Raw genomic sequence first — 14,176 nt, forward strand, 5'->3', positions numbered from 1 at the left:
TGGTCTAATTAATCAACCAGCCTTTCGCACCGAGGCTTCGAGCGCATTGAGAAAGCGGGAACGATCCGCCTTGGAAAACGGCTTTCCGCCGCCCTGCCGGAACGGATCGGCCGCCCGCAGATCCGCCATCAGGTCACGCATCGCGAGCCGGGCGCCGATATTGGCCTGCGAGAACGGCTCGCCATCATGCCCGATCACGAGCGCGCCCGCTTCGACGCAGCGCGCAGCGAGCGGCACATCGGCCGTGACACAGATATCGCCCGGCCCCGCCTGGTCCGCGATCCACTTGTCGGCCTCGTCGGCCCCCGCGGAGACCACCTCGATCCTGACGAGCGGGTGTCGGCTGGGCCGCAACCCGCCGTTGGTCACGAAGACAACGTTGACGCCATGCCGTTCCGCGACCCTAACGACCTCCTCCCGCACCGGGCAGGCATCGGCATCCACATAGATCATCGCATCATCCCCTTCGGATCATTCCAGCAGCAGTTTGGCCGCAATGGCCCACATTACCAGCGCGATCGCCCCTTCCAGAACCCGCCACGACGCAGGGCTGGCAAAGACCGGTCGCAGCAGACGGGCCCCGTAGCCGAGCGAGAAGAAGAACACGAAAGAGGCCGTCACGGCCCCCACGGCGAACACCACCGGGCGAGCGTATTGGGTTGCGATGGAGCCCACGAGCAGGACCGTATCGAGATAGACATGCGGATTGAGCCAGGTCAGCGCGAGGCAGATCGTCAACGTCCGGCGAAGCCCGGCGGCCTCTCCCTTCGCCTTAAGGGCATCCCCTCCGACCCAGGCCGCCCGCGCCGCACGCACCCCGTAGACCAAGAGGAAGGCCGCGCCCGCGTAGCGCAACACCGGCACGACCATGGGGATGGCTTCCGAAATGACGGCAAGCCCGAAGACCCCTACGCAGATCAGGATCGCATCCGACAGCGCGCAAACGAGGCAAACCGGAAAGACATGGGCGCCGAGCAACCCCTGCCGCAGCACGAAGGCATTCTGGGCCCCGATCGCCACGATCAGGCTCAGACCCAGTACGAAACCCGACAAGAACTCCACGACCCCACTCCCCCGGCATGATCCCCGGTCGAAGTGCCTCAGGCGCTGAGCGAATGCAATTGGCGGGAGCGCCTCAGAACTTGTAGCCGACCCGCAAACCGCCCCAATGACGGCGATCCACCATGATCGGCGCGGAAAGATCCTTCATCATCGCGAACTGTCCACCGCCCATGTCGCGCCGATAGACCTGCAAGAGGAAGGGGCCCGTGTTCCGACCTGCCTTCAGCCCTACGCGATCATCGAATATCCTGCGATTTCGGCAGTTTGCCGCGTTCCACGCCGGGTCGCTCCCCGGAGTCTGGGAGAACTTCCTGTTGTGGGTGCTGAGATAGCCGTCGATATTGACCGCGGCACAGAACACGACCTTGGGATCGAACTCCAGCATCCCCTCCTGCACCTGGGGCAGCAGCCTGTCGAGCAGCCCGTTGAATGGTGCGGTATGCTGCTGCGGATCTGTGTTGGGTATGGGCTGGAGCTGGCGCGAGAACAGCTGCTCGGCCGTGATCTGTCCTGCGCGGATCGCCTCGGTGAACATCCCGCCCACACGGTTGGCATCTTCCATCACCCTGTCAATGAAAGGGGCATCCTCCGTGGAACCACCGAGCGCAACCGTGCCTTGCAGGATGCGTTCGCTGGCATCGATGAGACCGTGAACGCGGCCCCGCGCCTCCCCGATCCCGGTCGCCGTCCGTTCGATCCCGTCACCGATCTGCTCGAAGGCCGGCGCGAAGATATTCGTGGCGTCGTTGACCTTTTCGGCCTCCTCGGTGATGTGCCGCGCCTCGTCATGGGTGCCGCGCACACTGTCCGCGATCCGCACCAGGGCCGTATCCGTCTCGTGCGACTCCTCGATGACCGAACGTGCCTCATCGCTGATCTTGGCCGATTCATCGTGCAAGGTGCCGATCCAGCCCGCAAGCTGGGAGACGTTGCGGGTCGTACTCTCGGCGGCGCCGGATGTCTGACGGCTCAACTCGTTGATCGCATCCGCGACGACCGCGAACCCGCGGCCGGCATCTCCCGCGCGCGCCGCCTCGATCTTCGCGTTGATCGCCAGGATGTTCACCTGGCTTGCGATCCGCGCAATATCGGAATTGTTGCTCTTGATGGCGTCGAGCGTATTGGCGACCGCCTCCATTCGTTCGGTCAGTGCCGCAACCCAGGTCGCCACCTCTTGCGACCTCTGGCCGGCCCGACGCACGTATTCGACCGAATGCTCGACAGCCCCGAGAGTCTCACTGGTATTCTTTGAAACCGATCGGACCGCGGTCTGCACGGCCCCGTTGCCCTCGATCACTCGCCCCGCAGCCTGCCGGACCGTTTCGAGAACGAGAAGCTGCTCCGCGGCGATGACCTCGACATCGTCGATGAATCCGGCGATGTCGACGACTTCATACCCGAGAGACGACGCCTCCGACGCGAGATGTGACAGGCCATCGTCCTGCCCGAGGATGGAATCACCCTGTCTCTGCGCCTGCATAAAGCTGTCTCCTTCACCAAGCTCTCGCTTAGAAGGAAATCGTTAATCGTTTGCTTAAACACGCCCTGCGATCGTGAAACCAGGAGCCCGCACCCCTGCGGGCCAAGTACAGGTAAAATGCCCGCGCCGCGCGAGGTTATTCCTCGTTCACCGGCCCGCGCATCGCCTTCACGGCACCCCGCCGCGTCTTCGCATCGAGCCTGCGTCGGACCGAGCCCTTCGTCGGGCGGGTCGGCTTCCGGCGCTTCGGTCGGTGCAAGGCCGCGAGAATCAGGGCCCGAAGCTTTTCGCGCGCGTCCTCCCGGTTGAGGGGCTGGGACCTGTGCCGATCCGAACTGACGATCACCGCGCCCTCCGTGGTCCAGCGGGAACCGGCGAGCCGCCGCAGCCGCGCCTTCGTCCCGGCATCGAGATGCGGGGAGCGCGCCGCCTCGAATCGCAACTGCACCGCGGTTGCCACCTTGTTGACGTTCTGCCCGCCGGGCCCCGAGGCCCGCACAAAGCTTTCGGTCATTTCCCAGTCGGCGATCGATATGTCGTCGTTGATCACCAGCATGACACCGGAATATCCGCAAGTTCGAGAACAAAGAGAGAGGGGCCGCAGATACTGCGACCCCTCGATTTTTCGAATGAGCTTGGAGGCTGGCTGGTCGAGCCGTGCCCTGTGCTTTCGGTCATCTACGAGAGGGGGCTGCCCCTCAAGCGGAACCTCCGCACATAAACCCTGCCACACGCTCCAAAGCCTCATGAGACATTGGATCACCTCCTTTCGCTGGTTTCGGTTACCCCTGATGGTGCCCATTTCCGGCACGATGGCAAGGATTTTTTTGTTAACCAGTTCAGGACGAAGGCGGCGGCGGGGTGCTGCCTAAATTTCGATCCGTGCGCCCCTCAGACGCCCGATAAGCAGCCGGAAGGGCACAAGCGCGATCAGCGAGATCCAGAGTTTCACGGTGAAATCCGCCACAGCAAGGCTCGCCCAGAGAGGCATCAGCGGCCCGGCGCCCAGGAGCGGGACAGCCTCGTTCGCCCAGCTCACATCCACGGCGGGCGCGATCCAGGAGAGCGATGCGGAAAAGGCGATGGAGAAGAAGATCGCCGTGTCGATCGCGCCCCCGACCAGGCTTGAAACCAGCGGCGCACGCCACCAGGCACCGGAACGCAGGCGGTCGAACACCGCCACATCGATCAGTTGCGCCACGAGGAATGCGGTTCCCGAGCCGATCGCCACCCGCAGGCTCACCAGCGGTCCGAACTCTCCCTGGATCTGGCTCCCCACGAGGCTGCACAGCACGCCAACGGCGAATCCGGCCAGCACGACCTTGCGCGCCCGCTCCGGCCCATGAAGCCGGTTCATCAGATCGGTCACGAGAAAGGCGAAGGGATAGGTGAACGCCCCCCATGTCAGCCAGTCACCGAAGAGGAACTGGACGAGAATGTTGGAGGCGACGACGATGGCCGCCATGGCGAGGATGCCGGGCATCAGGGAACGGGACATGTTTCGATTCCGTTTTGGCAAGGTTGCGGAGACTTGGCCGCCATGCGGCAAGCGGGCTCCATAGACCCGACCGATCAGTTGTGCAAGCCCCCGGCCGGACCCAAACCGACTGGACGGAACCGTCGTCTCATGCAGGATCTTGGTCGAAACAAAGGCTCGGAGCGCGATCCTGGGTCCAGATTGCTTCGATCTGAACCGTTCGCGCCCTAATACGCGTTCGTGGTATCGAGGAGCTTCAGCGGCGTCATCGCAAGGATATAGAGGTCGAGCCAGATCGATCGATTCTCGATATAATAGAGGTCATGCTCCACCCGGCGCAGCAGCGTTTCCGGGTCGTCGATCTCGCCTCTCAGCCCGTTGATCTGCGCCCAGCCGGTCACACCCGGCGGCACGCGGTGCCGTGCGGCATAGCCGTCGACGATCTCCTCGAAAGCCTGCTGGCGCGAGGAAATCGCGTTGACCGCATGGGGGCGCGGACCAACCAGCGAGAGATCGCCACGTAGCACATTGAAGAGCTGCGGCAGCTCGTCGATCGACCACTTGCGGATGAAGCGCCCCACCCGCGTCACGCGCGGATCGCCCTTGGTAACGATATTTCGGGCCTTCGGGTCCGACTTGTCCGCATACATCGAGCGGAACTTCCAGACCTCGACCGGCTTGTGATTGTAGCCATCACGATACTGCTTGAAGATCACCGGACCCGGCGAGTCGAGCCGGATCGCGATGGCCGTAACCGCCATCACCGGCAGAAGCGGAACCGTCACCAGCGAGGTCAGGGCAATGTCGAGCGCCCGCTTCGCCAGCCGCTTTCCCCCCGAGAGCGGCCTGTCCGACACGTCGATGAGCCCCGGCTCGGTGATCGAAAGCCCCGACCGCCGCGGAAAGGTGAAATTGGCGCTGTAGCACGAGAGCCGCACGTCCACCGGCAGAACCCGGACCTCGTCGAGAATCTGCCGAATGCGGGCGTCCGCGTCGAGCGGAAGCGCCACGATCAGCATGTCGATTTCCGCGGTCCTGGCGAACTCAACCAGATCGGCCATGCGGCCGAGCTTCGGAACACCGCCCACAACCGGGGGAGAGCGTCCGTCATCGCGATCATCGAAAATACCGCAGATCCGGATGTCGTTTGCCGGGTTGGCAATCAGCCCGCGCACCAGCCGTGCCGCGTTCTCGCCGCCGCCCGCAACAACCGCTCGCCGCTCGGTGAGGCCGAAATCGAAGACCAGTCGAGCAATCGAGGAAACCAGCGCCCGCGCGGGCAGGATCGTCGCCACCAGGGAAACCAGCGCGGCCGAGAGAAAGGCCCCCGCCGCACCGGCCCAGACCCCGCCGATGGCGCCGAGAACAGCCACCACGAGCCCCGCGAGGAACAGGGTTGCGGCACCGGCCACGAAATTTCTCAGCCGGAAGGGCTCGTATCCGCCGAACTGCGCGAGAAGGAGTGAGGTCACCACCGCGCCCACGGTCGCAAGGCCCGCCGTGCGAAGCGCCGAGAACTCCCCGGCATGGGCCGCGAAATCGGCAAACCAGAGCGCCAGCCCGATCGCGAAGATGTCGATCAGCCGTGCGGCAATCCCGAGGCTCGTTCCGGAAACGGATGGGCGCTTGAGCGCCATAGCAATCAGCTTGGCATCCTCGCCAAGCGCTCCGGGGTGCGGCGCAGCAGGCGGTTCGCTCTCGAGCGGCGTTATCTTCATGGGTCTACCCGGCAGATCGGACGTCAGCGTCTTGCGCCGCACAGTCTGCCGGGCAGGTTAACATTTGGCTTAGATCACGCCGGCGCTGCCCCCTATGAGGTCACCGCCGGGACGCATGAGATCACTCGGCGGCGGATGCAGCCAGTACGTCCTGTTCCGCCAGGAAACGCTCGGCCTCAAGGGCGGCCATGCACCCCATGCCAGCCGACGTGACGGCCTGGCGGAAGATGTGATCGGTAATGTCCCCTGCCGCGAAAACGCCCGGAATATCCGTCGCCGTCGAACCGGGGCGCGTCGCGACATACCCGCCGTGATGCAACTCGAGCTGACCCGCGACCAGTTCGGAGGAGGGCGCATGTCCGATGGCGATGAAAACGCCCGCGCAAGCCACGTCACGCTCCGCCCCGCTGTGGACATCGCGCAGGCGCACACCCGTCACGCCGCGCGGGTTCTCGTCCCCCAGCACCTCGTCGAGCACGTGGTTCCAGATGACTTCCACCTTCGGGTTCTTGGCCAGCCGGTCCTGCAGGATGCGCTCGGCGCGGAACTCGTCGCGACGATGCACGACCGTAACCTTGGAGGCGAAATTGGTGAGGAACAGGGCTTCCTCGACCGCGGTGTTGCCGCCGCCGATCACCACGACCTCCTTGCCCCGGTAGAAGAATCCATCACAGGTCGCGCAGGCCGAGACGCCGAAACCCTTGAACTTCTCTTCCGAGGGCAGCCCCAGCCAGCGGGCCTGGGCGCCGGTCGCGAGCACAACGGCATCTGCCGTATAGACGTCGCCCCCATCGCCCACCGCGCGGAAGGGTCGGCTCGAAAGATCGAGGCTCGCGATATGATCCGAGATGATCTCGGTTCCGGTCGCCTGCGCATGAGCTTCCATGCGGGTCATGAGGTCCGGCCCCTGAACCTCCACGTCGCCCGGCCAATTCTCGACTTCCGTCGTGATCGTCAGCTGACCGCCCGGCTGAATGCCCTGAACGAGGATCGGCTCCAGCATGGCGCGCGCACCATAGACCGCCGCGGTGTAGCCCGCAGGACCCGACCCGATAATGAGAAGCCTTGTGTGCCGCTGGTTGCCCATGCCATACCCTTCCACTCGATTGCGCGGCCTATATAGGTGCCTTGCGATGCAGTGTGAAGCTCCGCCCGATGTGAGACAGGGCTTTACAAGACAGCACCCAATTGCGAAAGATAATTGCGTAACAGCCCGTCGCGACAGAATGATCGGGCGCATTCCAATGGACTCACGCCGCCATGCCCACATTCAAGCTGGACCCCATCGATCGGAAAATCCTTGCGGAGCTTCAGGCTGACGGGCGAATGACCAACGTCGAGCTGTCCCGCCGCGTCGGAATCTCCGCGCCTCCTTGTCTCCGACGGGTGCGCACGCTTGAGGAACAGGGCTTCATCCGCGGCTACCACGCCGATATCGACGCCCGCGAACTGGGTTTCGAGGTGCAGGTCTTCGCCATGGTGGGGCTTTCGAGCCAGGCCGAATCGGACCTTTCCGCCTTCGAGAACCGTGCCCGAAGCTGGCCGCTGGTCCGCGAATGCCACATGCTCAATGGCGAGATCGACTTCATCCTGAAATGCGTGGCCCCCGATCTCACCACGTTCCAGAATTTCCTGACCCAGGACCTGACCGCCGCGCCCAACGTGGCAAGCGTCAAGACGAGCCTGGTGATCCGCTGCGCCAAGGACACGCCCGGTGTGCCCTTCGAGGTCTACGAGGCCCGCATCTCCGCAGACGAGTGAGGCCCACCTCTCATCCATCTTGGGCTTAGAGCAGAAATTGCCGAGGCCGGGCCGGCGGCGGACCGGGGGTTGGCGCACCTCCGCCTGTTCGACGCAGTTTGTGGCAACCATACCGCCTAGACCGTCAGTATTCCCCGCATCAACGATGCGCCAGCCTGCCGGACGGGCCGTCGCAGGCACGGCGCCTTCGGCTTGTCCCGTGCCCATGTTCCTCAGCACAAATGGCGAGACCCGGCGAACGCCGGCACCCCGCCCATTGAGCCCCCCTTCAGTCGGACGATCATTCCAACTGGGGCGATTTCGCTCAGTGGCTCGCGACCCAGCCCGCCGCACCGGACATGGTCAGCGCTGCACCGCGATTGACCGCGCGAACCCGTCCGGGAGCCGTCAGGAACCGCCGAGCCCGTTCGGCCAGCATGATGTAGACCGAGAAGACGACCGCCAGCACCGCCGCAACCACTGCGCAAAGCTCAAGGTAGCCCGCGATGCCGATCTTCTCGAGATCGATGATCGAGGGCAGAAGCGCGAGATAGAAGATCATCACCTTCGGGTTCCCCATGGTCAGCGAGAACCCGGCAAAAAGCAGGCTGCGACGCGATGCATTCGGGGCACCGGGCGCCCCCAGCGTGCCGCCATCCGCCGGCGCATTCCACATCTTCCACGCCAGCCACAGCAGGTAGGCGATCCCCACCCACTTGATGCCCAGAAAGAGCAGGTGAAATGTCTGCGCAATCACGGCCAGACCACCCACAGCGAACCCGAGCCACACCAGATCCGCGAGGCAGGCGCCCATGGCAAAGGCGGCCGCACCGCGCGCACCCCGACCGATCACCCGGGCAATCAGCGCAATGATGCCCGGCCCTGGAGCGGCGGCAGCAAGAAAGAGGGCGAGCCCGAAGACGGCGAGAGACTGAATATCCATGACACCCGCTCCCTAGCCGGGACGAGCACGCGGGCGCAAGTGCGGCTTTGGGAGGTAGTCGCGGACCCATTCGCTCAGGATCTCGCGCTGGAAACCTCGAGCGCGGCCCGCCCACCCACGCGATCCCGGCGGGGCTTCCGGCGCGGGCTGCGGGATTGCCGCGCGCCGGTCGAGATCGGCGGAGTAGATCGCGAAGGCAAGCCGCCGATCCGTGGTTTGCAAATAGCCCGCAAGCCCGCCGGCGAAGTAGAGCGTGCCGGTCTTGGCCACCGCCTCCACATGCGAAGCCTGAATGGGCCGGCCCTCCTCGTCCGTCAGGACCTGCGCGCGAAGTAGCTCCGGCAGGTCGCCGTCCGCTTCCGCATCCAGGACCCGCACCGTCTCCGCCGCCGACCAGCGCGATCGGTCCGACAGCCCGGAATGGTCGGTGAAATCCGCCGTTTCGAGGCCATATCGCTCCCGCGCCCAGGCCGTCATTCCAGAGGCCGAGTCCGCAAGCGTCGCCGGTGCCAGTCCGCGCGCCTTGCTCGCATGAAGCCCGACGATCTCGGCCGTGAGATTTGTCGAATAGCGCAACATGCCCTTGAGAATATCCCTCAGCTGCCAGCTTTCATGAGCCGCGATTGTCGCGCCCTCCGGTGCCTCCGCGACAATCTCCGCGTCCGGCAACGTGATGCCGCGCTCAGCGCAAAGCTTGCGAAACACCTCGCCTGCATGGACGGAGGGCTGCCGCACCGGAAGCCACAAGCCACCCCGCCCCTTCATCCGCGGCCCCGGCAGCGTCCAGATCTCGCGCATGTCCTGCATCCGATGGACCGGCGGAGGCGCCGAGCCAAGCTCACCGCCGATCCCCGCGATCGCGACCCGGAAATCCTGTCCGGGCGCCACGAAGCGGAACCGCGGCTTGCCCTCGCCCGGCTCCCATTCCACACGCACCCGGTTGAAGTTAAGGTTCAGCCCCGAAATCGCCGGGTTGTAGCCGACGTGCAGCGGTTGCGTCGCGTCAACCTGGGCGATGAAGGGCAACGCCCCATCCGCCACCAGGAACGACCCCTCGATCTTCGTCAGCCCGGTCTCGGCGAGGCTGGTCGCAAGGCCGCGCAGCGCGTTCGCATCGAGAACCGGATCGCCGCCGCCCACCAGCACCAACCCGCCCCGAAGCGTATCGCCCTCAATGGCCCCGAGCGCGCGCAATTCCGTCCGGAACCGGTGCGACGGGCCCAGCGCATCGAGCGCATAAAGCGTCGTCATCACCTTCAGCACGGACGCAGGCGGCAAGCTCCGCTCCGGCGCGAGCGCATCCAGGAACGCAGGTGTCCCCACCTCCCGCAGCGCCACGGAGGAGAGATCCCCGAGCCCAAAGCGCGCCGCACGCGCCGAAGCATCGGAGCAAACCGGCCCCGCCCGAAAAGCGCACAGCCCGACCGCTCCCAATCCGGCCAGGGCCTGACGGCGGGTAAGCAGGGGAGCGGGGCGGAGATGGCTCATGGCCCACAGTATGCGCCCCACCCGGCTCGCCAATCAAGCGATCAGTTCACCGGGAGAACACACGTTAAAGGTGTATCACGCGCTCAGCAGTCGGCGTTGATGCTGATCGCGCTGTCGGACATGCCCGTCAAGGTGACCGCACAACCATCTGCATCGGCCGATTCCCCGACCGCCAGCACCGTCGTATCGGTGCCGTTGATGGCCAGCCGCGCCGTGCCGGCGGAGGCGTCGAACTGGCTGAGGAACACCTTCACGGCACCGTCTCCGAAACTGGCGACCCGCGACACCTGAAGCTCGGTTCCCTCTCCGAGACCCGGCGGCTCCGAGGAAGCCGCTTGATCCCCCGATCCGCCGTCGCAGACCGCGTCGATCATGGCCGAGGGGGGCTGGATCGCCGTCAGCGTGATGTCGCAGCCACCAGAGGAAACGGGCCTGCCGAGGGAAATGGTCTGGACCCCGGTGCCGTCGATGGCGATCCGCGCCGACTGGTTGTCCTGGCTCACCGCCGAGAGGAAGATCCGCGCGGCCCCCTCACCGATGATCAGGGTCTCGCCGGGCCTGACGAGTTCGCCGGAAACGTCTTCACCCGTCGTCTCCTCTACTCGAAAAGCCGCGATCTGGCTCGAAAGCCCGCTGAACTGCTCGGAAATCCGGCCGCTCAGATCATTCGATAGCCCCGAAACGGTCTCGTTCAACTCGCTCGAAAGTCCCGAAACCGCACCCGACACCGACGAGCCGATCTCCCCGATCCTGCTCTGAAGCTCGGCAACCATTTCCGAATGTTCCCCGACCCCGGAGCCGATCGAACTCACCTCCTCGGAGAGCGAGGCGAAATTCCCCTCGAGCCCGTCGATCTTCTCGCTCAGGGCGGTCATCTGCCCCGCGAGTTCCTCTTGCATCCGCGCGCGGTCCTCCTCACCGGAATCCCCCGACCCGCCGAGCACAAGGCCCAGGAGCAGCCCGACGACCGCGCCCCCTGCACCGACGGCAATTGTTCCGCTAGTCTTCATGCTTTCCTCCCAGATCAGCCCTTTGTCCCGGCCTGGTTCATCTGCCGGTTATCAGCGCTCAGCCACCTCCCCCCCACCCGCGAAGAGACATGCCCGGCGCTTGATAAAAGCATAGGTCACCGAGGCGCGTCCTGTCCATCGAGCGCAAAGTTGCAGTCATGAAGGCAAGAGGCGGGGCCGTGACCCTAACGCTGCCAGGCGCCCTGCTTCCGAAGGGCGGTCGAGGAAAGATCCAGCATCGGCCCGGTGACAAGCGTCCATATCGGAGGTTGCGCCAGCGCCAGCCCTGGCGCCTCGGCAGGCGACAGCCGGTAGCGCATGAAGCGCCGCGCCGCTGGCGAAAGACCTGCGGCCAGCTGCTCGCCCGGCCGGGCCAACACCCCCACGGGAACGCCCTGCAGGATCAGGTGCCAGTTGTCCCAGTGGTGAAAACTCCGCAGGTTGTCGGCCCCCATCAGCCAGACAAAATGCGCCTGCGGATACCGCGCCATGATCGCGGCAAGCGTCTCGGCTGTGTATCGCGTGCCGAGCCGCGCCTCGATGTCGGAGACATGCACGCGGGGATGATCCATGATCTCGCGTGCCACTCCGATCCGCCGCGCCATGTCGGCGGGGGCATCGGTCTTGAGCGGATTGCCGGGGCTCACCAGCCACCAGATCGCATCCAGCCGGAAGACCTTGAGCGCCCAGCGCGTGATATGGACATGGCCCGCATGAGGCGGATCGAAGGACCCGCCCAGCAATCCGATCCGCATGCCTGCGGTCACGATCGGGTTTTCTCTATTCACTCTCGCCCAACTCCCTGCCGGCTTCCTTCCATGCGGGAATGCCCGTCCAGTTTCAACAACCCAGTTTCGACAACCATTTGCGCGGAAGAATCACCGGGACCACCGCCGCAAGGGCACGATCGACTCAACCCAAGCACGACGCCCGATCAACGCAGCCTGGGAAAAGGGGCGATTCGATCGCAGCAATCAGCTCTCGTTTCAGGAGAGGGATTGCCCGGTTCCGCGCCATGAGCGTGGCATCCGCGCAACAATCGCCACCAAAGCGCCCGCGGCCCGCCAGACCGTGTCATCCTCGACTTTCAATTGAACGTGAGCTCACTCAACCTCTTAACAAAAAATGAATGCCGGACCAGGTTCGGCCAATAAACAAGAGGCAGTGATGAAGGAAAGAACCAGTCGCAAGCTGGCCTATCTGACCAATGTCGGAGCGGCGGTCTTGGCAGTAACAATCGGGATAGTGTTGTTTTACAACCATTCTCAATCAGGAGATGAGTCATCTTCGCAACAGGACGAGATGATGGCCGATGCGGCTGCACCGAGTGAGGGCGAAGAGGAAGCCCTGCTACTCGCAACCGCCATCGAGGAGGGCACGTTAGAGCTCGGCGAGATCGAGCGGCAGATCACCGAGAAATCCGTCCGCCTTCAGGAACTCGAGGATCTGATCGAGATCCGCAGTGTCGAACTTGAACGGATCGAAGTCCTCCTGGCCGAGAAAGGCATCGAGCTTCAGGAGGTTGTGGCCGCCCTGCGAACCGGCGACTACGACCAGCTGAGCGCGCTGGACGACAAGATGCAGGCCTTTACCGATCCTTCGACGGACCCGGTCGAGGCCTCGCTCCAGACCGGGCTGCCGGAATCGGGCTCGGGCGCGGCAGATTTCAGCGTCGACATCCGCAAGATCGGCGAGATCATCCAGAAGGCACGCATCGAGGCCAACCCGGTGGCGAACTCCGAGACGGACCGCCTGCTGGTCGAGATCCACTTCGAGGTCGGATCGTCGGACCTGACCATCGGTGGCCAGACCCGCGCCATGGTGGCGGCCGAGACCGTCTCCGAGATGAAGCTCCAGGCCATCCGCATCGAAGCGCATAGCGATACGACCGGCCCGGCGGAGGTCAACGCCCGGCTTTCCGAGGCCCGCGCCAATTCGGTCGCGCGCATCTTCGCCGAGGCGGGCATCCCCGAAAGCGCCATCCAGGTCATCGCGGTGGGCGAGGATCCGGGCAGGCTTCCGGTCGCAACCCCCGATGGCACGCCCGAGCCGCTCAACAGGACCGTCGCCGTTTACCCCGTCGCCCTGACCAACTGACTTCCGCGCCGCGAGCGGGCGAGACATGGGATCTCGCCCCCGCTCCGGCCCGGAAATCCACCGGAAACACCCCCATCCGGCCCCGGAATCCGACTTGAACGGGATCCGGAAAAATTAAGCAAAGTTGAAGAAACAGGCCCTCCGCGTGCGAAACGTCACACCGGGGGAGCGCCATATCCGCTATCGTGATTTTCAAGGAAATGACGATCCGACACGGTATGGAGACCCTGGAATGTTCGACGATCTCGGCGGTATTTCGACCCTCAAGGAATGGACCACGGCGCATCCGCGGCTCCGCGTGGACTATTTCGGTGCCGAGCGACGTGCCGGAATGGAGGCGGAAGCCATCGCCCAGGCCAAGGAACTCCAGTGCTCGAAGCTCGATCTCGTCACCCGCGTGATCATCGGCAAGGCGTCCCGCGAGGACCCGGTCTCGATCTACGCCTCCCTCGAAGGCTCCGGGATCTCCACCGGCCCGTCGCTCTGGGACAGCCCGCTGCGGAAAGGCTACTTCCGGACCCGCGTCGCCGTCAGCCTCTATCTCACGGATCTCCGCGGTGAGCGCCGGATCGATTTCACCCGGATCGCCGATGGCCCCGACACTGGCGACGGCGGCGAGAACACCCGCTCCTCCGTCGGGTTCGACCACCCCACCCCGGATGACAGCCATGAGGCCTTCTTCGACATCGACAGCGGTCGCGCGATCGAGAGCACCCCGCCGCTCGGCTTCACCAGCCCCCGAACCATCACCGGCGATCTGGGCGGCTTCCGCGTGATCAACAGCGCGCCGCGCCACGGTGCACGCCATGAATACGTCATGTGCTCGAGCTCCGGCGGCAGCTACGAAAACCCCCGCGACCTCGTGCAGCCCCATGCCCAGGCCGGGCTCTTCGACTTCATATCGGGCTCCGAGCTGCACACCCCGCCCGCCTGCGCCACCAACCGCCTGCCGCTGATCTCGCAGTGCATCTGGCAGGCCGACTCGGCGCGCGCCATGGCCGAAACCGTCTATCTCAACATCGACGTCACCCAAAGCGTGACCTGCGTCAGCACCGAGCGCGCCCGCGCCGGCGGTCACCCGGACACCGAAACCATCACCCTCTCCTACCACGTCGAGGAACCGGTGCCGCTCGGCCTTCTGCTCGCCAGCTGATCTGCGCC

14 protein-coding genes are annotated in these 14,176 nt (G+C 64.8%); 3 read left to right on the forward strand and 11 right to left on the reverse strand.

The genetic code is table 11. The features are described from left to right. Positions 1 to 12 precede the first annotated feature (12 nt). The 7 genes from ACP15W_RS09550 to trxB form a co-directional block, all read right to left on the reverse strand. Complete coding sequence (locus tag ACP15W_RS09550; RefSeq protein WP_424932645.1) at positions 13 to 453, reverse strand: YaiI/YqxD family protein; 441 nt, start codon at positions 451 to 453, stop codon at positions 13 to 15. An 18-nt stretch (positions 454 to 471) separates the two neighbouring features. Then, a complete protein-coding gene (locus tag ACP15W_RS09555) occupies positions 472 to 1,062 on the reverse strand; it encodes a LysE/ArgO family amino acid transporter (protein WP_424932646.1) in 591 nt (196 codons plus the stop codon). Between the two features lie 73 nt (positions 1,063 to 1,135). Further along, complete coding sequence (locus ACP15W_RS09560) at positions 1,136 to 2,542, reverse strand: methyl-accepting chemotaxis protein (RefSeq protein WP_424932647.1); 1,407 nt, start codon at positions 2,540 to 2,542, stop codon at positions 1,136 to 1,138. Positions 2,543 to 2,678: 136 nt separating this feature from the next. After that, complete coding sequence (arfB, locus tag ACP15W_RS09565) at positions 2,679 to 3,098, reverse strand: alternative ribosome rescue aminoacyl-tRNA hydrolase ArfB (RefSeq protein ID WP_424932648.1); 420 nt, start codon at positions 3,096 to 3,098, stop codon at positions 2,679 to 2,681. A gap of 312 nt (positions 3,099 to 3,410) precedes the next feature. After that, on the reverse strand, positions 3,411 to 4,040 hold the full coding sequence (locus ACP15W_RS09570) for a queuosine precursor transporter (RefSeq protein ID WP_424932649.1): 630 nt from the start codon (positions 4,038 to 4,040) through the stop codon (positions 3,411 to 3,413). 206 nt (positions 4,041 to 4,246) lie between these two features. Then, on the reverse strand, positions 4,247 to 5,737 hold the full coding sequence (locus tag ACP15W_RS09575) for an exopolysaccharide biosynthesis polyprenyl glycosylphosphotransferase (RefSeq protein ID WP_424932650.1): 1,491 nt from the start codon (positions 5,735 to 5,737) through the stop codon (positions 4,247 to 4,249). A 121-nt stretch (positions 5,738 to 5,858) separates the two neighbouring features. Further along, positions 5,859 to 6,824: a thioredoxin-disulfide reductase gene (trxB, locus tag ACP15W_RS09580; protein WP_424932651.1), complete on the reverse strand. Its 966-nt coding sequence runs from the start codon at positions 6,822 to 6,824 to the stop codon at positions 5,859 to 5,861. A 173-nt stretch (positions 6,825 to 6,997) separates the two neighbouring features. Between trxB and ACP15W_RS09585 the strand changes: the two genes are divergently transcribed. Next, complete coding sequence (locus tag ACP15W_RS09585) at positions 6,998 to 7,498, forward strand: Lrp/AsnC family transcriptional regulator (protein ID WP_424932652.1); 501 nt, start codon at positions 6,998 to 7,000, stop codon at positions 7,496 to 7,498. Positions 7,499 to 7,802: 304 nt separating this feature from the next. On the opposite strand, the gene ACP15W_RS09590 is transcribed toward ACP15W_RS09585, so the two are convergent. The 4 genes from ACP15W_RS09590 to ACP15W_RS09605 all read right to left on the reverse strand — a co-directional run bounded on the left by ACP15W_RS09590 (position 7,803) and on the right by ACP15W_RS09605 (position 11,706). Continuing rightward, positions 7,803 to 8,420 carry a LysE family translocator gene (locus ACP15W_RS09590; RefSeq protein WP_424932653.1) on the reverse strand — a complete coding sequence of 206 codons (618 nt, stop codon included), beginning with the start codon at positions 8,418 to 8,420 and terminating at the stop codon, positions 7,803 to 7,805. 12 nt (positions 8,421 to 8,432) lie between these two features. Beyond that, on the reverse strand, positions 8,433 to 9,908 hold the full coding sequence (dacB, locus tag ACP15W_RS09595; protein WP_424932654.1) for a D-alanyl-D-alanine carboxypeptidase/D-alanyl-D-alanine endopeptidase: 1,476 nt from the start codon (positions 9,906 to 9,908) through the stop codon (positions 8,433 to 8,435). A gap of 83 nt (positions 9,909 to 9,991) precedes the next feature. Beyond that, positions 9,992 to 10,918 carry a hypothetical protein gene (locus ACP15W_RS09600; RefSeq protein WP_424932655.1) on the reverse strand — a complete coding sequence of 309 codons (927 nt, stop codon included), beginning with the start codon at positions 10,916 to 10,918 and terminating at the stop codon, positions 9,992 to 9,994. Positions 10,919 to 11,103: 185 nt separating this feature from the next. Further along, on the reverse strand, positions 11,104 to 11,706 hold the full coding sequence (locus tag ACP15W_RS09605) for a nicotinate-nucleotide adenylyltransferase (protein ID WP_424932656.1): 603 nt from the start codon (positions 11,704 to 11,706) through the stop codon (positions 11,104 to 11,106). A 379-nt stretch (positions 11,707 to 12,085) separates the two neighbouring features. Here ACP15W_RS09605 and ACP15W_RS09610 point away from each other — a divergent pair, with 379 nt between their 5' ends. Further along, a complete protein-coding gene (locus ACP15W_RS09610) occupies positions 12,086 to 13,015 on the forward strand; it encodes an OmpA family protein (RefSeq protein WP_424932657.1) in 930 nt (309 codons plus the stop codon). A 232-nt stretch (positions 13,016 to 13,247) separates the two neighbouring features. Then, the gene (locus ACP15W_RS09615) at positions 13,248 to 14,168 is read left to right on the forward strand and encodes a hypothetical protein (protein WP_424932658.1); all 921 of its coding nucleotides are present in this window, start codon (positions 13,248 to 13,250) and stop codon (positions 14,166 to 14,168) included. Positions 14,169 to 14,176 lie beyond the last annotated feature (8 nt).

Source organism: Amaricoccus macauensis (assembly GCF_049800915.1).
GTDB lineage: Bacteria > Pseudomonadota > Alphaproteobacteria > Rhodobacterales > Rhodobacteraceae > Amaricoccus > Amaricoccus macauensis_A.